We start from the raw sequence: 18982 nt of genomic DNA, 5'->3' as shown, positions 1-18982 counted from the left end.
GCCACGGATGCGCTTGTCCACCGCGTCAGACCCGGTGGACAAGCGCATCGCCGAGCGGCGTGCGCGCGTGCAGCACACGCCGCCCGGCACGCCGGGACGCGATGAGCCCGGCGGCGCGCAGGGCGTCAAGGTGGTGGGATGCAGTGGAAGCCGCGATCCCGGCCTCTCCTGCGGTCTCCGTCGTCGACAGCGACTCGCCGACCGCGACGAGCACCGCGGCCCGGCTCTCCCCTAGCAGGCCCGCCAGCGCATCCGTCGAATCGGCACGATGCCACACCTCGGACACACCGAGCGCGGGGTAGAACAGCGTCGGCTGCGCAGGCGGCTCGGTGAGCACAGCGCAGTGGCGCCCGAAGAACGACGGCACGAGCACGAGGCCCTGCCCCTGGCAGTCGACGATCTCCTCGTGTCGTTCCATCCGCACGCGCACGGTATCGAAGCCGGTGTCGGCACTCCACTCGACACCTTCGCCGAGATCGGCCGCCATCCCGGCCAGACCGTCCGCGGTCATCCGCCGCACCCGAGAGCCGATGTCCGCATGAAGAATGCGTTCGATCTGCGCCCAGTACGGCGCGAGCGCGGCCTCCCAGAGCGCCTCGACGTGGCGCACGATCATGACGCGGATCCTCGCGGGATCGGCCGCCATCCTCTCCAGCGCGGCCCGCGCGATGCCGGCGCTGCGGACCGCGCGCTTGTGCAGATCAACCGAGATCGGCTCGAGCGGCGCCTGTCGCAGCCGCTCGATCTCATCCTCAGGCGTGAGATCCCACGACGCGGCCGACGTGAACAGATCGGGCGCGTAACCGGTTTCGCCCACGACCAGGCGCAGCAACTCGAGGGACTCCCGCGGGACATCGTCGTGCACGGCGCGCAGCCATCCCCACTGCAGCGGCTGCTCCTGCGGTCGACTGAGGGCCCGCACCGCGTGGACGATCTCGTGCCCTGGCGACACGCCGAATCGAATGGTGGAGATGTCCTTCGAAGCAAGGCGGAACTCGACATATCTCTGCAGCACGTCGAGCAGGCTACCGCCGACACGACTCAGCCGACCGAGCGCGGCCCGCTCCGTGCGCGCCACTCGCGCCGGCCTCGACCAGGCGCTCGCCGTAGCGGATGGACACGTATCGGGCGAGCTCAACCGGTTGATGCAACACGCCCCGCACGAGGCCGACGCGGTGATCAACCACCTCCGCGACGGCTTCGGGGTCAAGCCCGTCGGTTGGGAACTGAACCTGTCGGTCTCCGCCTACAACGCCCGCTGCCGGCGTCCGAAGTCCGCACGTCGGCGGCGCGCGACGACCACCTCGTCGCGGAGATCCGCCCCATCCACGAACACCTCGAAGCCGTCGACCGCGTCCGTCGGCTCCGTCGCCGACAGCTATGACGGCGCGATGGCCGAGGCCCTCAACGGCTCCTTCAAAGCCGAGCTGATCGACCACCACGGCCCGTGGCGCGACGCTGACCAGGTCGAACGCGCAGTCGTCCAGTGGATCGGCCGGTACAACACCGAACGCCTGCATTCCGCCCTCGGCTACCTCCCACCCGAAGAAATCGAGGCCCGACGCCACCGATCCCAGACGACCACGAACATCGCCTGAAACCACGAAAACCCCGGCCGCTACGAAACTCAGGGCAGCTCAGTCAGGCGCGCACGTCTCGTTGCTGCACTTCCTTCAGGACCGCCCCCACCGTGGCGAAGTCGTTGTCCACGTTAAGCACCGTGTGACCGTGATGGACCGCCGTCGCACACGCCAGGAGGTCGATGGCTCCGGCGGCACGGTGCTGCCCTCGCTGGGTGAGCTTGTACTGCGCGGCGTCGACCCAGCGCCACGCACTCTTGGGAACCGTGGCGAGATGGCAGAGGTCATCCAGCTCCTCGGCCAACTCGTCCCGATGAGCGGGGCTTGTGGCCGAGTAGAGGAACTCCGCCCTCGTGGGCTCGCAGATATGGAACACACCCGCAGCGATGTGCCCCTCCCAGGGACGCAATGCCCCCGGTGTACGAAAGAGGTGCCAGAGGGCGGACGTGTCGAGCAGGTATGTGATCACTCGAAGGCTGCCCTCCGGGCCTGCTTGGCCGCCGCATGCGCCGCAGCCGCAGCCTCGAACTCGCCCCGCTCACCTCGCGCGGCCAGCTTCTCGGCGGCCTCCAGTCGCTTGATGCGCGCCACGTAGTCCCGCAGAGCCCCGTTGACCGTCTCCTTCTTCGTCGAGACACCCATGAGACGCATCGCCTCAGCCAGCGCCTCGTCATCGAGATCGACCTGGGTCACAGACATATCAGCCACCCCTCACCCTGAGTCCATGATGTACATAACTACGATACATCACCAACATTCGCGGCGGCAGATCATCGAGCACGAGACAGAGAGGACCCGCCCCGGCCTCCGAGCCGGCGGCCACGAGCCACATACCGAGCGGATGATGTCGATGCGGTGAGGCAGGGCCGCTGCCTCAACAGCCGTGGGGAGCCTTCACCACGCACCCCATCGAAGACTCGAACAAAAACCCCAGGTCACAGGCCTCTTGACCCTCACAGGGGACACAAAACGGCACACGTTCGCCACACCGATTCGGGACACCCCATCCCGCGAAAACCGCGTTTCCGCAGGTCAGAACGTTTCCTCGGGGTGACTACTGGTGGGGCGGGTGGGACTCGAACCCACGGCCGACGGATTATGAGTCCGCTGCTCTAACCGGCTGAGCTACCGCCCCGTTACGGCGTGGCGCGTACAAGTGTGCGCGCCGTCTGCCGCAGCATAGCCGGTCATACGATCTCCTGCTGCGGTTGGCCGGCTTCGCGTGACCATGAAGACCGCGCAGCGTGCTGCCCGGTTCCGGGCGCCGCGGAATCCCCCCGAAAGAGTCCGGAAGCGGTCGCGGACCACCCTCGCAGAGCACACGAAAAAGGACCCCGAAGGGTCCTCTTCCGTTCCGCTCCCCCGACTGGACTCGAACCAGTAACCCTCCGGTTAACAGCCGAATGCTCTGCCAATTGAGCTACAGGGGATCGCGCTCCCCCGACTGGACTCGAACCAGTAACCTGCCGGTTAACAGCCGGCTGCTCTGCCAATTGAGCTACAGGGGATTGCTGCGTTGCCTCGAATCGTACCTGCCTGGCTGCTGCCGAGCGGCGCGCGTTCGCTGCGACACATACATTAGCGCAAGCAGGGGGGTGCTCCGCCAATCGGTATCTCCCGGGGTGATCTCGGGTGTCCGCGGGTAGGCGGGCAGCACACGTCGCACGGAGCGAAGGAAGGGTGGCAGCCATGCGGTACCGGCTCACGTTCATCGCCGGAGTGGCCCTCGGTTACGTGCTCGGCACGCGAGCCGGGCGCGAGCGTTACGAGCAGCTGAAGAAGGCCGCGCGACAGCTGGCCGAGAATCCCGCTGTGCGGAACGCGGCGGAGTCCGCCGCGCACGGCGGCAGGGACTTCGCCGGCAAGGCCTACCACTCGGTGAGCGAGAAGGTCGGGGACAAGGTTCCCGTGTCCGTCTCCGACCGGGTGCGCTCGCTGCGTGAGCGCAGCGGGCAGAACGGCAGCGACGACTGGGGGACGACGAACACGTGAGGCCTGTTCCCGTACCGGGTACCGCCCGGTACGGGAACGGTCCCCGCGTGCGGCAGAATCGTGTCCATGGGCATAGTGGCCGGCTTGGACAGTTCATCCGCCTTCACGCACATCGTCGTCTGCGACGCGGACACCGGTGCGGTGCTGCGGCAGGGGTACGCCGCGCATCCCATCGAGGCCAAGGCCTCCGAGGTGGATCCGCAGGCGTGGCTGCTCTCACTCGGTGAGGCGGCCTCCGGAGGGCTGCTCGAAGGCGTGCAGGCCATCGGTGTGTCCGCGCAGCAGCACGGTCTGGTGCCGCTGGACCGCCAGGGGAATCTCGTACGGCAGGCGCTGCTCGGCAACGACCGCCGGGCACAGGCCGCTGCGGCCGATCTGATCGACGGACTGGGAGGGCGGCAGCCCTGGGCCGAGGCCGTCGGGTCCGTGCCGCAGGCCGCCCAGCCGGTGGCGAAGCTGCGCTGGCTGGCCCGGACCGAGCCGGAGAACGCACAGCGGGTCGCCGCCGTCCTGCAGCCCCATGACTGGCTCGTGTGGCAGCTCCTCGGCCGCCCGGCCCGCCGGACGACGGACCGGGGTGCCGCGTCCGGGACCGGCTACTGGTCGGCGGGCTCCGCGTCCTACCGGCCCGATCTCGTGGAGCTCGCGCTCGGCCATCAGGCCGCGCTGCCCGAGGTCCTCGGCCCGGCCGACGCTGCGGGGACGACTCCGGAGGGCCTGCTGATCTCGGCGGGCACCGGCGAGACGATGGCCGCCGCGTTCGGGCTGGGCGTCGCTGTCGGGGACGCCGTCGTGTCGCTGGGCGCCTCGGGTTCCGTGATGGCCGTGCACCACGAGGCGCTGGCCGACCCCACGGGGATGATCACCTCCTTCGCCGATGCCACGGGTATGCACCTCCCGGTGGTCCACACGTCGAACGCGGTGCGCGCGCTGCGTGGCACCGCCGAGATGCTGGGTCTCGAAGGGGGTCTGGACGAACTGTCCGCACTGGCCCTGAAGTCGACGCCCGGCGCCTCGGGCCTCGTCCTGCTGCCGTATCTGGAGGGCGAGCGCACCCCTCGGCTGCCGCACACCGCGGGAACGCTGAGCGGGCTGCGGCGCGAGTCGATGAAGCCGGAGCACCTGGCGCGGGCCGCCTTCGAGGGCATGCTCTGCTCGCTGGCCGACGCCCTGGACGTGCTGCGCGACCGGGGCGTGGAGGTGCGGCGGGTCTTCCTGCTGGGCGGCGCGGCCGAGCTGCCCGCCGTGCAGGCGCTGGCGCCCGCGGTGTTCGGCACCCAGGTCGTCGTGCCGCAGCCCGCCGAGTACGCGGCGCTGGGTGCGGCCCGGCAGGCAGCGTGGGCCCTCGGGGTTTCGCGAGGGACGCTGGATCCGCGTGATCCTCCCGCCTGGCGGGGTGCGGCGGCGCAGGTGCTGGAGCCGGGCGATGAGCTCCCGGTCGGCGGCGCGGTGCGCCAGCAGTACGGGGCCACCCGGGACCAGATCCACCCCGGGGCGTTCGGCGGAGCCCTCTGAGGAGAGCCGCGCTCCGGAATTTGACCCGGGCTTGAGGAAAAGCGTTCGCCGCCGGGGGGCGCCGTACCGGAGTATGGATCGGCCTCTGCCCGCCGCCGACCGAGAGACACGCGTGCTCATAAAACTCCTGCGGACCTATCTGGGTCCGTACAGGCAGCCCATCATGCTGCTGGTGCTGCTCCAGCTCCTGCAGACCTGCGCCAGCCTCTATCTGCCCAGCCTCAACGCCGACATCATCGACAACGGTGTCGTACAGGGCGACACGGGCTACATCCTGCAGTTCGGCGCCGTGATGATCGCGGTCAGCGTCATCCAGATCGTCTGCAACATCGGGGCCGTCCACTACGGCGCCCGGACCGCCTCCGCGCTCGGGCGCGACGTGCGGGCCTCGGTCTTCGGCCGTGTGCAGTCGTTCTCCGCGCGTGAAATGGGACGGTTCGGGGCGCCCTCGCTGATCACCCGTACGACCAATGACGTCCAGCAGGTCCAGATGCTCGTCCTGATGGCGTTCACCCTGATGGTCTCGGCGCCCATCATGTGCGTCGGCGGCGTCATCATGGCCCTCGGCCAGGACGTCCCCCTGTCGGCGGTGCTGCTGGCCGTGCTGCCCGTCCTCGGTGTCTCGGTGAGCCTCATCGTGCGGCGGATGCGGCCGCTGTTCCGCACGATGCAGGTGCGGCTGGACACGGTGAACCGCGTGCTGCGCGAGCAGATCACCGGCAACCGTGTCATCCGCGCCTTCAACCGTGACGGTTACGAGGAGGAGCGCTTCCGCGGCGCCAACACGGAGCTCACGGACGTCGCGGTCTCGACGGGCCGGCTGATGGCCTTCATGTTCCCGACCGTGATGACGGTGGTGAACCTGTCGTCCATCGCGGTGGTCTGGTTCGGGGCCCACCGCATCGACAGCGGCGGGATGCAGATCGGGGCGCTGACCGCGTTCCTCGCGTATCTGATGCAGATCGTCATGTCGGTGATGATGGCCACCTTCATGTTCATCATGGTGCCGCGCGCCGAAGTCTGCGCCGAGCGCATCCAGGAGGTCCTGGACACCGAGTCGAGCGTGGTGCCGCCCACCGCCCCGGTCACGAAGCTGCTGAAGCACGGGCATCTCGAGGTCCGGGGTGCGGAGTTCCGCTACCCGGGCGCCGAGGAGCCGGTGCTGCGTTCGGTCGATCTGGTGGCCAGGCCCGGGGAGACGACCGCGATCATCGGGTCGACGGGCAGTGGGAAGTCGACGCTGCTCGGGCTCGTTCCGAGGCTGTTCGACGCGACGGGCGGCGAGGTGCTCGTCGACGGTACGGACGTGCGGACGCTGGATCCGGTCCTGCTGGCGAAGACGGTGAGCCTGGTCCCGCAGAAGCCGTACCTGTTCTCCGGGACGGTCGCGACGAATCTGCGGTACGGCAATCCGGACGCGACCGACGAGGAGCTGTGGCACGCCCTGGATGTGGCGCAGGCGAAGGAGTTCGTGGAGCGCCTGGAGCACGGCCTGGACGCGCCGGTCGCGCAGGGCGGCACCAATGTCTCCGGTGGCCAGCGGCAGCGGCTCGCGATCGCGCGGACGCTGGTGCAGAAGCCGGAGATCTACCTCTTCGACGACTCGTTCTCGGCGCTGGACTACGCGACGGACGCCGCGCTGCGCGGCGCCCTGTCCCAGGAGACCGCGGGAACGACCGTGGTGATCGTGGCGCAGCGGGTGTCCACGATCCGTGACGCCGACCGGATCCTGGTGCTGGACGAGGGCAGGCTCGTCGGGACCGGCACCCACCACGAGCTGATGGCCGGCAACGAAACCTACCGGGAGATCGTGCTCTCCCAGCTGACGGAAGCGGAGGCCGCCTGATGGCAGGGCCGGGCGGACGGATGATGGCAGGGCCCACCGAGCGGTCCATGGACTTCAAGGGGTCCGGCAAGCGGCTGCTGAGACGGTTCAGCAAGGAGAAGTCCTCGCTGTATCTGATGCTGGGCGCGGGAACGCTGAGCGTGGCGTTCTCCGTGGTGGGGCCGAAGATCCTCGGCGGGGCGACGGACCTGATCTTCGCGGGTGTCGTCGGACGGCAGATGCCGGACGGCACCACGAAGGAGCAGGCCATCGACGGCCTGCGTGAGCAGGGCAGCGGCGGGCTCGCCGACATGCTGGGCGGGGTGGACTTCGTCCCCGGCGACGGCATCGACTTCGGTGCGGTCGGCGGCGTCCTGCTGGCGGCACTGGCCGTGTACGTCGGCGCGGGGCTGCTGATGCTGGTGTCGACCCGGCTGTCGATCCGGGTGATCAACCGCGTCGTCTTCCAACTGCGCGAGGACCTGCAGACGAAGCTCTCGCGGCTGCCGCTGTCGTACTTCGACAAGCAGCAGCGCGGCGAGGTCCTGAGCCGGGCGACGAACGACATCGACAACATCTCGCAGACGATGCAGCAGACGATGGGCCAGCTCATCAACTCCCTGCTGACCATCGTCGGCGTGCTGATCATGATGTTCTGGATCTCGCCGCTCCTCGCCCTGGTGGCACTGGTGACGATCCCGCTGTCGGTGTTCGTCGCCACACGGGTCGGCAAGCGGTCGCAGCCGCACTTCGTGGCGCAGTGGAAGGTGACGGGCACGCTCAACGCCCACATCGAGGAGATGTACACCGGCCACACCCTGGTGAAGGTCTTCGGGCGCCAGGAGGAGTCCGCGAGGGACTTCGCCGAGCAGAACGACGCGCTGTACGAGGCGGGCTTCAAGGCCCAGTTCAACAGCGGGATCATGCAGCCGCTGATGATGTTCGTGTCCAACCTGAACTATGTGCTGGTCGCGGTCGTCGGCGGGCTGCGGGTGGCGTCGGGATCGCTCTCGATCGGTGACGTGCAGGCGTTCATCCAGTACTCGCGGCAGTTCTCGATGCCGCTGACGCAGGTCGCCTCGATGGCGAACCTGGTGCAGTCGGGCATCGCGTCGGCCGAGCGGGTCTTCGGCCTGCTGGACGCCGAGGAGCAGGGGCCCGACCCCGACCCGGCCGAGCGTCCGGAGGAACTGCGCGGCAGCGTCGCGCTGGAGCACGTGTCCTTCCGGTACGACCCGGAGAAGCCCCTCATCGAGGACCTCTCGCTGAGTGTGGAGCCCGGCAGCACGGTCGCGATCGTCGGGCCGACCGGCGCCGGCAAGACGACGCTGGTCAACCTCCTGATGCGCTTCTACGAGGTGACGGGCGGCCGGATCACCCTCGACGGGGTCGACGCGGCGAAGATGTCGCGTGACGAACTCCGTTCGGGCATAGGCATGGTGCTCCAGGACACCTGGCTGTTCGGCGGCACGATCGCGGAGAACATCGCCTACGGCGCCTCGCACGAGGTGACCCGGGAGGAGATCGAGGAGGCGGCGCGGGCGGCCCACGCCGACCGGTTCGTCCGTACCCTGCCCGACGGTTACGACACGGTGATCGACGACGAGGGGTCCGGGGTCAGCGCGGGCGAGAAGCAGCTGATCACCATCGCGCGGGCGTTCCTGTCCGATCCGGTGATCCTGGTGCTGGACGAGGCGACCAGCTCGGTGGACACCCGTACCGAGGTGCTCATCCAGAAGGCGATGGCGCGGCTGGCCCACGGGCGTACGAGCTTCGTGATCGCGCACCGGCTCTCCACCATCCGGGACGCGGACGTGATCCTGGTGATGGAGAACGGCTCGATCGTCGAGCAGGGCACGCACGACGAGCTGCTGACGGCCGGAGGGGCGTACGCCAGGCTGTACGCGGCACAGTTCGCGGAGGCGCTGGCGGAGGTCGACTGACGGCACCGCCCGGCGGTGGTACGCGTCCGGACGGGGCGGGGCGGTACGCAGCGGTTGCGCGAGCCGCCCCGCCCGCTCAGTCCAGATAGCCCCGGAGCTGGTCGGCGAAGGCGTGGTCCCGCAGCTTGTCGAGCGTCTTGGACTCGATCTGGCGGATGCGTTCGCGCGTCACGCCGAAGATCCTCCCGATCTCCTCGAGCGTGCGGGGCCGCCCGTCGTCCAGCCCGTAGCGGAGCTGGACGACCTTCCTCTCCCGCTCCCCGAGGGTGGAGAGCACCGCCTCCAGGTGCTGGCGCAGCAGGAGGAAGGCCGCGGTCTCCACGGGTGAGGCGGCGTCGCCGTCCTCGATGAGGTCACCGAGTGCGACGTCGTCCTCCTCGCCGACCGGCGCGTGCAGGGACACGGGCTCCTGGGCGAGGCGCCGGACCTCGACGACTCGTTCGGGCGTGAGGTCGAGCTGGGCCGCGACCTCTTCCACGGTGGGCTCGTAGCCGCGTTCCTGGAGCAGGCGCCGCTGGACGCGGACGACCCGGTTGATCAGCTCGACGACGTGCACCGGGACTCTTATGGTCCTGGCCTGGTCGGCCAGGGCCCGGGACATGGCCTGGCGGATCCACCAGGTCGCGTACGTGGAGAACTTGTAGCCGCGGGCGTAGTCGAACTTCTCCACCGCCCTGATCAGCCCGAGATTCCCCTCCTGGACCAGGTCGAGCATGGTCAGGCCCCGGCCGACGTAGCGCTTGGCCACGGAGACGACGAGGCGGAGGTTGGCCTCGATGAGCCGGCGCTTCGCCATCCGCCCCATGACCACGAGCCGGTCCAGGTCGTAGGCGAGCCGGGAGCCGGGGTCGGGGGTGCGGGCGAGCCGTTCCTCGGCGAAGAGCCCCGCCTCCACGCGGCGGGCGAGTTCGACCTCCTCGGCGGCGCTCAGCAGCGGTATCCGCCCGATCTCGCGCAGGTACTGGCGGAAGAGGTCGGACGACGGGCCGCCCGGCTCCGGGCGGCTGCGCGGCTCGGGGAGCTCGGGGCGCTCCACCGGTTCCTCCAGCACCGGTTCGGGCGGGCCTCCCGCGGTCTCCGGGTGACGTGCGCCCCGGTTCTGCGCGGGAATCGCCGGGACGAGCTCGGTCGTGATCGGCATGGTCCGGGTCTGCACGGGGGCGACCTCCAGGTGATCGCTGCGCGGATCGCGGGGATGGGGGTCCGCCCTCGGCGGACCGGCCGCGCTCCGATGACTCAGGCACCGCCATCCAGTGTGGGGTACGACACATCGCTGCCACGAGGGGCGTGCGGTGACTTTTTGCGTCCGGAGGGTGACGGGGTGCTGACCGGCCCCGGGTCCTGCGTGGCGAGGGCCTACAGGGCGTCGGCGCCGTGGCTGCGCAGCGACTGGGCGTACTGCTGGAGGACCCAGACCTCGTTCTGCGCGGCGGCCAGGTGGTCCGGGGCGACGTTGCTGCCCAGCCGGGCGAGACTGCCCTGGACGTCGTCGATCCTGCGGTCGACGGCGCGCAGGCGGACCTGGACGAGCTGCATGCCCGCATAGGTCTCATCGATCGTCTTGCCGTGGAACACCTCGACGGCGAGCTCGGTGACGAGGTTGCGGACGGTGTTGTCGGGAGCCGCGTCCAGCACGTTGACCAGGTACTCGCGGGTCTCGGCCAGGCCCTGTTCGGCGCCGCCCGCCTCCGCGATGCACTGGCGCACCGCCGCGTAGGGCGGGGCGGTGAACTCGTCGGTGCCGTAGGCGTCGAAGGCGGGCGAGACCAGGGCGGGCTTCTGCAGGGCCAGCTTGAGCAGCTCTCGCTCGGTGCGGTGGGCGGGGCTGCGGAGGTTGAGCGCGGGGCCCGCGGGTGCCTTCGGGGCCTGGACCTGGTGCTGCGGGGGTCCGCCCCGGGGCGGACCGCCCTGCCCGGGGCCGCGCTCGCCCCGGTCGCGGGCCCAGCGGGCGAGCTGGCCGACGCGCTTGACCACGAACTGGGTGTCGAGGATGCCCAGCAGGCCGGCCAGCTGGACGGCGACCTCGTGCTGCGAGGAGCTGTTCTTGATGCGGGCGACCACGGGCCCGGCCTCGTCGAGGGCCGCGGCGCGGCCCGCGGGGGTCTCCAGGTCGTACCGGCCGACGATCTGGCGCAGGGCGAATTCGAAGAGGGGGGTGCGGGGTTCGACCAGGTCGCGGACGGCGTCGTCGCCCTTGGCGAGCCTCAGGTCGCACGGGTCCATGCTGTCCGGGGCGATCGCGATGTAGGTCTCGGCCGCGAACTTCTGGTCGTCCTCGAAGGCGCGCAGCGCGGCCTTCTGGCCTGCGGCGTCACCGTCGAAGGTGAAGATCACCCGGGCGCTGCCGTTGTCCATCAGGAGCCGTCGGAGGATCTTGATGTGGTCGTTGCCGAACGCGGTGCCGCAGGTGGCGATGGCGGTGGTGACCCCGGCGAGGTGGCAGGCCATGACGTCGGTGTAGCCCTCGACCACGACGGCACGGCTGGCCTTGGCGATGTCCTTCTTGGCGAGGTCGATGCCGTACAGCACCTGGGACTTCTTGTAGATCGAGGTCTCAGGGGTGTTGAGGTACTTCGGGCCGTTGTCGTCGTCGCGCAGCTTGCGGGCGCCGAAGCCGACGATCTCGCCGGAGGTGTCGCTGATCGGCCACATGAGGCGGCCGCGGAAGCGGTCGATGGGCCCACGGCGGCCGTCCTGGGAGAGGCCCGAGCTGATGAGCTCCTTGTCGCTGAAGCCCTTGCCGCGCAGGTAGCGGGTGAGGTGGTCCCATCCGGCGGGGCTGTAGCCGACGCCGAAGTGGGCGGCCGCGTCCTGGTCGAAGCCGCGTCCGGCGAGGAACTTCCGGCCGATCTCGGCTTCGGGGCCGTTCAGCTGCTCACGGTAGAAGTCCGCGGCGATCTTGTGTGCCTCGACCAGCCGGATGCGCTCGCCGCGCTGGTGGGAGGGGTTGTAGCCGCCCTCCTCGTACCGCAGGGTGATGCCCGCCTTGGCGGCGAGGCGCTCGACCGTCTCGGAGAAGGTGAGGTGATCGATCTTCATCACGAAGGCGATCGTGTCGCCGCCCTCCTGGCAGCCGAAGCAGTGGAACAGGCCCTTGCCCGGGCTCACCTGGAAGGAGGGGGACTTCTCGTCGTGGAACGGGCAGAGTCCCTTGAGGTTTCCGCCGCCCGCGTTGCGCAGCTGGAGGTACTCGGACACGACGGCGTCGATCGGGACCGCGTCCCGGACCGCCTTCACGTCGTCGTCATTGATCCTGCCTGCCACGAGTGAAGTCTACGGGTGGGGCCAGGCTTCCGGGACCGGCCGGCGGCGGGGCGGCGCCCCTGGAGACGGCCGGTCCCGGAAGGGCGGGCCAGGGCTCAGAGCAGGGAATCCAGGGGCACCGAGGGGTCGCCCAGGGCGTCCGGAGCGACCGGCCGGGCGGCCTTGATCAGCTTCTGGATGCTCTCGGTGACGTCCCACACATTGACGTTCATCCCGGCCAGGACCCGGTCGTCCTTCAGCCAGAAGGCGATGAACTCGCGCTTGCCGGCGTCGCCGCGGATGACGACCTGGTCGTACGAGCCGGGGGGCGCCCAGCCGGAGTACTCCAGGCCGAGGTCGTACTGGTCGGAGAAGAAGTACGGCACCCGGTCGTACGAGACGTCCTGGCCGAGCATGGCCTTCGCGGCGGCCGGTCCGCTGTTCAGGGCGTTCGCCCAGTGCTCCACGCGCAGCCTGCCGCCGAAGAGCGGGTGGTCCACGGACGCGATGTCCCCGGCGGCGTAGATGTCGGGGTCGGACGTGCGCAGGGAGGCGTCGACGACGACACCGCCGCCCTCGGAGCGGGCCGCCGTGGTGAGCCCGGCGGCCTCCGCGAGCGAGGTGCGCGGCGCCGCGCCGATCGCGGCGAGCACGTCGTGGGCGGGGTGTTCCTCACCGTCGTCGGTACGGGCGGCGAGGACGAGGCCGTCCTGTCCGGTGATCTCGGTGAGGCGGGCGCCGAAGTGGAAGCGGACCCCGTGCTCGGCGTGCAGCTCGGTGAAGATCTGGCCGACCTCGGGGCCGACGACGTGGTGCAGCGGGGTCGCGGAGGGGGCGACGACGGTGACCTCGGCGCCGTAGCCGCGGGCCGCCGCGGCGATCTCCAGGCCGATCCAGCCGGCTCCGGCGATCACCAGGTGGCCGTTGTCGCGGCCGAGGGCGGCGAGGACGCCGCGCAGCCGGTCGGAGTGGGCGAGACGGCGCAGGTGGTGGACGCCGACCAGGTCGGTGCCGGGGATGTCGAGCCGCCGGGGCTCGGCGCCGGTGGCGAGCAGCAGCTTGTCGTAGCGGACGACGGTGTTGTCCCCGAGCTGCACGGACCGGCCGGCCCGGTCGATGGAGGTGACGGTCTGGCCGAGGTGCAGCTCGATGTCCGCACCGGCGTACCAGTCGGTCCTGTGGACGAAGACGGAGTCCCGCTCGTCCTTGCCCAGGAGGTATCCCTTGGACAGGGGCGGGCGTTCGTACGGATGGTCGCGCTCGTCGCCGATGAGGATCACCCGGCCGCTGAAGCCCTCCGCCCGGAGTGTCTCGGCCGCCTTCGCTCCGGCGAGTCCTCCGCCGATGATGACGAACGTCCGATGTGCGTCGACCACTTGGTGCCTCCTCGGTACTGTGCTGCGCGGCGCCGCCACCTGCGAGCGTCCCGCACGCGGCGTGATGGCGAAAGAGGGTGTGCCCCGATCAGGTCACAGCCGCTGGCATGTGGCCCGGTCATGGTCCAGTCTGCCGGGCGCCCGTGAGTGTCCCGTGGAGGGACCGCGCGGAAGCGTCCGTAAGTGCGGCGATCTGGTCGACGAGGACCCGCTTGCGCGCCCGGTCGTCGGCGGCCGCCCCGTACAGGGCCCGGAACTGTGGTTCGAGGCCCTCGGGCGCGCGGGCGGTGAGGGCGGCGGCCAGTTCCGCGATGACGACCCGCTGGTCGGCGCGGATGACCTCCTGCTCGGCGCGCTGCATGACGTAGCGGTCCGCGACGGCCTTGAGCACGGCGCACTCGTTGCGCACCTCGCGCGGGACGATCAGCTCGGCGCCGTATCTGCCGAGCCGTCCGGGTCCGTACGCGGCGTGGGTCGCGGTCTCGGCCGCGAGGCAGAACCTGCCGATGAGCTGGCTCGTCGCGTCCTTCAGCCGGGCCTGGGCGACCGCGGTGCCGTCGTAGCCGTGCGGCCACCACTCCTGGGCGGTGAGGCGGTCGAGGGCGTCGGCCAGCTCCTGGGGGTCGGTGTCCGCGGGGACGTACCGCCCGACGGCGACGTCCCAGATCTCCGCACGCTCCGGCTCGGAGAAGAGGCAGCCCGGGTCGACGTGCCCGGCGTGCAGGCCGTCCTCGAAGTCGTGCACGGAGTAGGCGACGTCGTCGGACCAGTCCATGACCTGCGCCTCGAAGCACTTCCGGTCCTGCGGGGCGCCCTTGCGCACCCACTCGAAGACGGGCAGGTCATCCTCGTACACACCGAATTTGGGTGAGCCCGGGTCCGTGGGGTGCGCGTCCCTGGGCCAGGGGTACTTGGTGGCGGCGTCCAGGGCGGCCCGGGACAGGTTGAGTCCGACGCTGACGAGGTCACCGCTGCGGGGGTCGCGGACGAAGCGCTTGGGTTCGAGGCGGGTCAGCAGGCGCAGCGACTGGGCGTTGCCCTCGAAGCCGCCGCAGTCCGACGCGAAGTCGTTGAGCGCCTGTTCGCCGTTGTGGCCGAAGGGCGGGTGGCCCATGTCGTGGGAGAGGCAGGCGGCCTCCACGAGGTCGGGGTCGCAGCCGAGCGCGGCACCGAGCTCCCGGCCGACCTGGGCGCACTCCAGGGAGTGGGTGAGGCGGGTGCGCGGGCTGGCGTCCCAGGACAGGCCGCGGGTGCCGGGTGTGACGACCTGGGTCTTGCCGGCGAGCCTGCGCAGGGCGGCGGAGTGGAGCACCCGGGCGCGGTCCCGCTGGAACGCGGTGCGGCCGGGGCGCTTGTCCGGCTCGGTGTCCCAGCGCTCGGTGTCAGCGGCGCCGTAGGGCGTGTCCCTGGGGTCGTGCGTACCGTCCATGTCACCGACATTAGCCCGGTGGGCTGACAGGAAGGGTCAGGCGGAGGCCAGGAGGCGGGGGTGCGTCCAGGCGTCGTGCGCCGGGGCGGTTCCGGCCACCGCCTGGTCGTAGCGGTGCAGCAGGAGGCGCGCCATCGCCGGGTGCGCGCCGAGCGGTGCGGCGGCGATGCCCGGCGCGGCGGCGGCCGAGACGGTCGCGAAGCGGCCGGGAGCCGTGAAGTACGAGGCGACGGCGGTGCGGTGACGGCCCCGGGCGGCGAGCGCCCGCAGGGCGGCCGGCACGGTGGGCGACGCCGCGGAGGCGTACGCGGGCACCACGGGGACACCGCCGAGGCGGTCGCTGAGCATGTCGGCGGTGCGGCGCGCGTCGACGTCGGAGTCGGGGTCGCGCGACCCGGCGGCGGCGAGCACGACGGCGGCGTGGCGGCTCGTGCCGTCCCCGTCCCGCCACCCGGCCTCGACGAGGCGCTCGTACAGGGCCTCGACGAGCAGCGGGTGCGGCCCGAGCGGGGCCGCGACACGGGTCCGCAGGTGGCTCGCGGCCGACGCGGCGAGGGGCAGGTCGTGCCGGACGTGGTGGCCGCGGCCGAGGAGCAGCGGTACGAGGACGGCGTCGCCCCGCCCGATGCCGTCCAGGGTGTCCGGCAGCAGGGGTTCGTTCAGCTCGATGTGGCCGAGGCGGACGTCGAGGCCCGGCCGCAGCTCCCGTACCCGTTCCAGGAGCTCCAGGACGGTGCGCAGGGCCCGCGGGTCCCGGCTGCCGTGTGCGACGGCGACCAGGGTGGGGGCGGTTCGGCGGATGCGGTGCATGGGCCTTCGGGTTCCGTTCAGGGAGACGAGGCTGAGCTGGGTTCCGAGCTGCGAGGTGATGCGGGTCAGGAGTTGCGCCGTGCTGTCGAGGGGCAGGGACTCACGAGGGTGTTCCGGTGCCGTCTCCGTCATGCACCGATGGTGCCGGGCGGACGTTGCCGGGCCGTTTCGCAGCGGTGACGGGTGTTTGCCTCGGCCTCACCGGAGCGGGTCGCACGGTGTCAGTACCTGTTCACATCGGCCCGCGAACCTTTCGTGCCCCTCGTTCGTCCCTTCCACGAGGGATCCGGTACGAGCGCGGGGGGCGCCGCATGCGGCTGAGGACACCGAAGGGGATCGGCCGTGTGCGGCTCGGGGCCCGGGGAGGGCCGGCCGCCGCGCGTCTGCGGCTGCCGCGCACCCGGCGGGGTCAGCGGCTGCTGGTGCAGGCGCTGATGGTCGCGTGCGCGGTGGCGCTGGCACCCGCGACGTGGCTGCACGCCACGGCCGATGCCCGGGTCCGGACGACGGCCGACGCACCGGCGCGGCAGGTCGCCGTGGTGTTCGGCGCCGGGCTGCGGGAGGGACGCCCGTCGCCGTATCTCGCGCACCGGCTGGACACGGCCGCCGAGCTCTACAGGAACGGCACCGTGCGGGTCGTGCTCGTCACCGGTGACAACAGCCGCGTGGAGTACGACGAGCCCGACGCCATGCGCGCCTATCTCACCGGGCGGGGCGTGCCGGACAGCCGCATCGTCAGCGACTACGCGGGCTTCGACACCTGGGACTCCTGTGTGCGGGCGAAGCGGATATTCGGGGTCGACCGGGCCCTCCTGGTCAGCCAGGGCTTCCACATACGGCGGGCGATCGCCCTCTGCCGGTCCGCCGGGATCGACGCGTACGGGGTGGGCGCCGCCGACGTACACGATGTGACCTGGTACTACGGCGGGGCGCGGGAGGTGTTCGCGGCGGGCAAGGCGCTCCTGGACACGGTGTTCGAGCCGGATCCGCACTTCCTGGGTCCGCGCGAGCCCGGGGTGGCGGAGGCGCTCGCCGATGACCTCACGGCGGCGGGCGGGGCGGGCTGAGGTGCGTGTACCGGGGGCGTAACCGGACGCACCGGTCCTCGTAATACCCGCCTCGCACGCTGGGTGTATGGCCCGCACCGAGACGTCCACCCACTGCCCGTACTGCGCGCTCCAGTGCGGGATGAAGCTGCGACCGGTCACCGACGGCGGGGTGGTCGAGGTCGTGGAGCGTCCCGACTTCCCGGTCAACCGGGGAGCCCTGTGCGGCAAGGGGCGTACGGCGCCCGCCGTGCTCGCCGCCGGTGTGCGGCTGACGGGTCCCCTCGTGCGCGACGCGGACGGTGAGCTGACGCCCGCGAGCTGGGACGAGGCGCTGGAGCGGATCGCGGACGGGCTGCGCGGGACACGTGCGGAGCACGGCGCGGACGCCGTGGGCGTGTTCGGCGGAGGCGGGCTCACCAACGAGAAGGCGTACGCCCTCGGGAAGTTCGCCCGGGTGGTGCTCGGCACCTCGCAGATCGACTACAACGGCCGCTTCTGCATGTCGTCGGCGGCTGCCGCCCACCAGCGGGCGTTCGGCCTCGACCGTGGCCTGCCCTTCCCGCTGGAGGACATCCCCCGGACCGGGTGCGTGATCCTGGTCGGCTCGAACCTCGCGGAGACGATGCCCCCCGCGCTGCGCTATCTGACCGAGCTGAAGGAGAACGGCGGCCGGCTGATCGTGATCGATCCGCGCCGGACCCGGACCGCCGAGCAGGCGGATCTGCACCTGGCGCCCCGGCCGGGCACGGATCTGGCCCTCGCGCTCGGCATGCTGCACATGGTCGTGGCGGACGGCCGGGTGGACGAGGAGTTCGTCCGCGCCCGGACGAGCGGCTGGGACGAGGCCAGGGCGGGTGCGATGGCGCACTGGCCGGAGCTGGTGGAGCGTCTCACCGGGGTGCCGGTTCCGCAGCTGCGCGACGCCGTGGAGATGTTCTGCGGCGCGGAGAGCGGGATGGTGCTCACGGCCCGGGGGCCCGAGCAGCAGGCCAAGGGCACGGACACGGTGGGGGCGTGGATCAACTTCTGCCTGGCCACCGGCCGGGCGGGCCGTCCGCTGTCCGGCTACGGCTGCCTGACGGGGCAGGGCAACGGCCAGGGCGGCCGGGAGCACGGCCAGAAGGCCGACCAGCTGCCCGGTTACCGCAAGCTCACCGACCCCGCGGCGCGACGCCACGTGGCGGGGGTCTGGGGCGTCGATCCCGATTCCCTGCCGGGGCCGGGCCGCAGTGCCTACGAGCTGCTGGACGCGCTGGGCCAGGATGTGCGGTCGCTGCTGGTCATGGGTTCGAACCCGGTCGTGTCCGCACCGCGTGCCGGGCACGTCGAGGAGCGGCTGCGGTCGCTGGACTTCCTCGCGGTCGCGGACGTGGTGCTGTCGGAGACGGCGGCACTGGCCGACGTGGTGCTGCCGGTGACGCAGTGGGCGGAGGAGAGCGGGACCACCACCAGTCTGGAGGGCCGGGTGCTGCTGCGGCAGCGGGCGGTCACACCTCCCAGGGGGGTGCGCAGCGACCTGGAGGTTCTGAACGCGCTGGCGGGCCTCCTGGGGCACGGCAAGGGCTTCCCGGCCGATCCGGAGGAGGTCTTCGACGAGCTGCGGCGGGCCTCGGCGGGTGGTCCCGCCGACTACGCGGGCATCACCTACGCCCGGATCGAGGCGGAGGACGGGGTGTTCTGGCCGTGCCCGGACGAGGAGCACGCCGGGACCCCCCGGCTGTTCCTCGAACGGTTCGCGACGGACGACGGGCGGGCCAGGTTCGTCCCGGTCACGCACCGGCCTCCGGCGGAGGAGACGGACGCGGAGTACCCGGTGGTGCTCACCACCGGGCGGGTCGTGTCGCAGTACCAGTCGGGGGCCCAGACCCGGCGGGTGGCCGAGCTGAACGCCGCCGCACCGGGGCCGTTCGTGGAGCTGCATCCGCGGCTCGCCGAGCGGATCGGGGTGGCCGAGGGCGAGCGGGTCGCGGTCACCTCGCGGCGTGGACGGGCGGTGGCACCGGCCCGGATCACGGTGGCGATCCGGCAGGACACCGTGTTCATGCCGTTCCACTGGCCGGGCGAGGGCCGCGCCAACTCCCTGACGAATCCGGCGCTGGACCCGGTTTCCCGGATGCCGGAGTTCAAGGTGTGCGCCGTGCGGGTGGAGGCCGCCGGCTGAGCCGGCCCCCTGCCGGCAGGGAGCGGGCCGCCCCGTACACGGGGAAGGGCAGCGGGCCG

Annotated in this window: 15 protein-coding genes and 3 tRNA genes; 7 read left to right on the top strand and 11 right to left on the bottom strand. The window is 71.2% G+C overall.

Going from position 1 to position 18982, the window contains the following annotated elements; all coding sequences use genetic code 11:
- Positions 1-25: 25 nt before the first annotated feature.
- Positions 26-1015 carry a DUF5937 family protein gene (locus ACIRJR_RS11750; RefSeq protein ID WP_403777581.1) on the bottom strand — a complete coding sequence of 330 codons (990 nt, stop codon included), beginning with the start codon at positions 1013-1015 and terminating at the stop codon, positions 26-28.
- Positions 1016-1145: 130 nt separating this feature from the next.
- Here ACIRJR_RS11750 and ACIRJR_RS11745 point away from each other — a divergent pair, with 130 nt between their 5' ends.
- Positions 1146-1598 carry an integrase core domain-containing protein gene (locus ACIRJR_RS11745; RefSeq protein ID WP_403777578.1) on the top strand — a complete coding sequence of 151 codons (453 nt, stop codon included), beginning with the start codon at positions 1146-1148 and terminating at the stop codon, positions 1596-1598.
- Positions 1599-1641: 43 nt separating this feature from the next.
- Here the strand turns inward: ACIRJR_RS11745 and ACIRJR_RS11740 are convergent, their stop codons facing one another.
- From ACIRJR_RS11740 to ACIRJR_RS11720, 5 genes are all read right to left on the bottom strand, one after another.
- Entirely contained in the window at positions 1642-2049 is a 408-nt protein-coding gene (locus ACIRJR_RS11740) for a PIN domain-containing protein (protein ID WP_403777575.1), read from the bottom strand.
- The gene (locus tag ACIRJR_RS11735; protein ID WP_015577068.1) at positions 2046-2279 is read right to left on the bottom strand and encodes a type II toxin-antitoxin system VapB family antitoxin; all 234 of its coding nucleotides are present in this window, start codon (positions 2277-2279) and stop codon (positions 2046-2048) included. Before ACIRJR_RS11735 ends, ACIRJR_RS11740 begins: the two co-directional genes overlap by 4 nt.
- Before the next feature lie 359 nt (positions 2280-2638).
- Positions 2639-2715: transfer RNA gene (locus ACIRJR_RS11730), tRNA-Ile, on the bottom strand.
- Between the two features lie 222 nt (positions 2716-2937).
- A tRNA-Asn gene (locus tag ACIRJR_RS11725) sits at positions 2938-3010 on the bottom strand.
- 5 nt (positions 3011-3015) lie between these two features.
- Positions 3016-3088 (bottom strand) — tRNA-Asn (locus ACIRJR_RS11720).
- Positions 3089-3269: 181 nt separating this feature from the next.
- Here ACIRJR_RS11720 and ACIRJR_RS11715 point away from each other — a divergent pair.
- The 4 genes from ACIRJR_RS11715 to ACIRJR_RS11700 all read left to right on the top strand — a co-directional run bounded on the left by ACIRJR_RS11715 (position 3270) and on the right by ACIRJR_RS11700 (position 8855).
- Positions 3270-3572 (top strand): YtxH domain-containing protein, encoded by a 303-nt coding sequence (locus ACIRJR_RS11715; RefSeq protein WP_403777572.1) that lies wholly within the window; start codon positions 3270-3272, stop codon positions 3570-3572.
- Positions 3573-3638: 66 nt separating this feature from the next.
- Positions 3639-5087, top strand: coding sequence for an FGGY family carbohydrate kinase (locus ACIRJR_RS11710; protein ID WP_403777569.1), 1449 nt, complete (start codon positions 3639-3641; stop codon positions 5085-5087).
- A 112-nt stretch (positions 5088-5199) separates the two neighbouring features.
- Complete coding sequence (locus ACIRJR_RS11705) at positions 5200-6933, top strand: ABC transporter ATP-binding protein (RefSeq protein WP_403777566.1); 1734 nt, start codon at positions 5200-5202, stop codon at positions 6931-6933.
- Positions 6933-8855: an ABC transporter ATP-binding protein gene (locus ACIRJR_RS11700; RefSeq protein WP_403777563.1), complete on the top strand. Its 1923-nt coding sequence runs from the start codon at positions 6933-6935 to the stop codon at positions 8853-8855. Before ACIRJR_RS11705 ends, ACIRJR_RS11700 begins: the two co-directional genes overlap by 1 nt.
- A 76-nt stretch (positions 8856-8931) precedes the next feature.
- Here the strand turns inward: ACIRJR_RS11700 and ACIRJR_RS11695 are convergent, their stop codons facing one another.
- The 5 genes from ACIRJR_RS11695 to ACIRJR_RS11675 form a co-directional block, all read right to left on the bottom strand.
- Positions 8932-10011 carry an RNA polymerase sigma factor gene (locus ACIRJR_RS11695; protein ID WP_403777560.1) on the bottom strand — a complete coding sequence of 360 codons (1080 nt, stop codon included), beginning with the start codon at positions 10009-10011 and terminating at the stop codon, positions 8932-8934.
- Positions 10012-10211: 200 nt separating this feature from the next.
- Positions 10212-12119 carry a DNA primase gene (dnaG, locus tag ACIRJR_RS11690; protein ID WP_403777557.1) on the bottom strand — a complete coding sequence of 636 codons (1908 nt, stop codon included), beginning with the start codon at positions 12117-12119 and terminating at the stop codon, positions 10212-10214.
- A 95-nt stretch (positions 12120-12214) separates the two neighbouring features.
- Entirely contained in the window at positions 12215-13474 is a 1260-nt protein-coding gene (locus tag ACIRJR_RS11685; protein WP_403777554.1) for an NAD(P)/FAD-dependent oxidoreductase, read from the bottom strand.
- Positions 13475-13592: 118 nt separating this feature from the next.
- Positions 13593-14903 carry a deoxyguanosinetriphosphate triphosphohydrolase gene (locus tag ACIRJR_RS11680; protein WP_403777551.1) on the bottom strand — a complete coding sequence of 437 codons (1311 nt, stop codon included), beginning with the start codon at positions 14901-14903 and terminating at the stop codon, positions 13593-13595.
- 36 nt (positions 14904-14939) lie between these two features.
- Positions 14940-15845: a sirohydrochlorin chelatase gene (locus tag ACIRJR_RS11675; protein WP_403777548.1), complete on the bottom strand. Its 906-nt coding sequence runs from the start codon at positions 15843-15845 to the stop codon at positions 14940-14942.
- A gap of 179 nt (positions 15846-16024) precedes the next feature.
- On the opposite strand from ACIRJR_RS11675, the gene ACIRJR_RS11670 reads away from it, so the two are divergent.
- Positions 16025-16780: a vancomycin high temperature exclusion protein gene (locus tag ACIRJR_RS11670; protein ID WP_403777545.1), complete on the top strand. Its 756-nt coding sequence runs from the start codon at positions 16025-16027 to the stop codon at positions 16778-16780.
- A 67-nt stretch (positions 16781-16847) separates the two neighbouring features.
- Positions 16848-18923: a molybdopterin oxidoreductase family protein gene (locus ACIRJR_RS11665; protein WP_403777541.1), complete on the top strand. Its 2076-nt coding sequence runs from the start codon at positions 16848-16850 to the stop codon at positions 18921-18923.
- Positions 18924-18982: the final 59 nt, after the last annotated feature.

Source organism: Streptomyces sp. NPDC102402 (assembly GCF_044765765.1).
In the GTDB taxonomy this organism is placed as follows: domain Bacteria; phylum Actinomycetota; class Actinomycetes; order Streptomycetales; family Streptomycetaceae; genus Streptomyces.
Note: the sequence above shows the minus strand (reverse complement) of the source record. Positions and strands in the feature narration are given on the sequence as shown.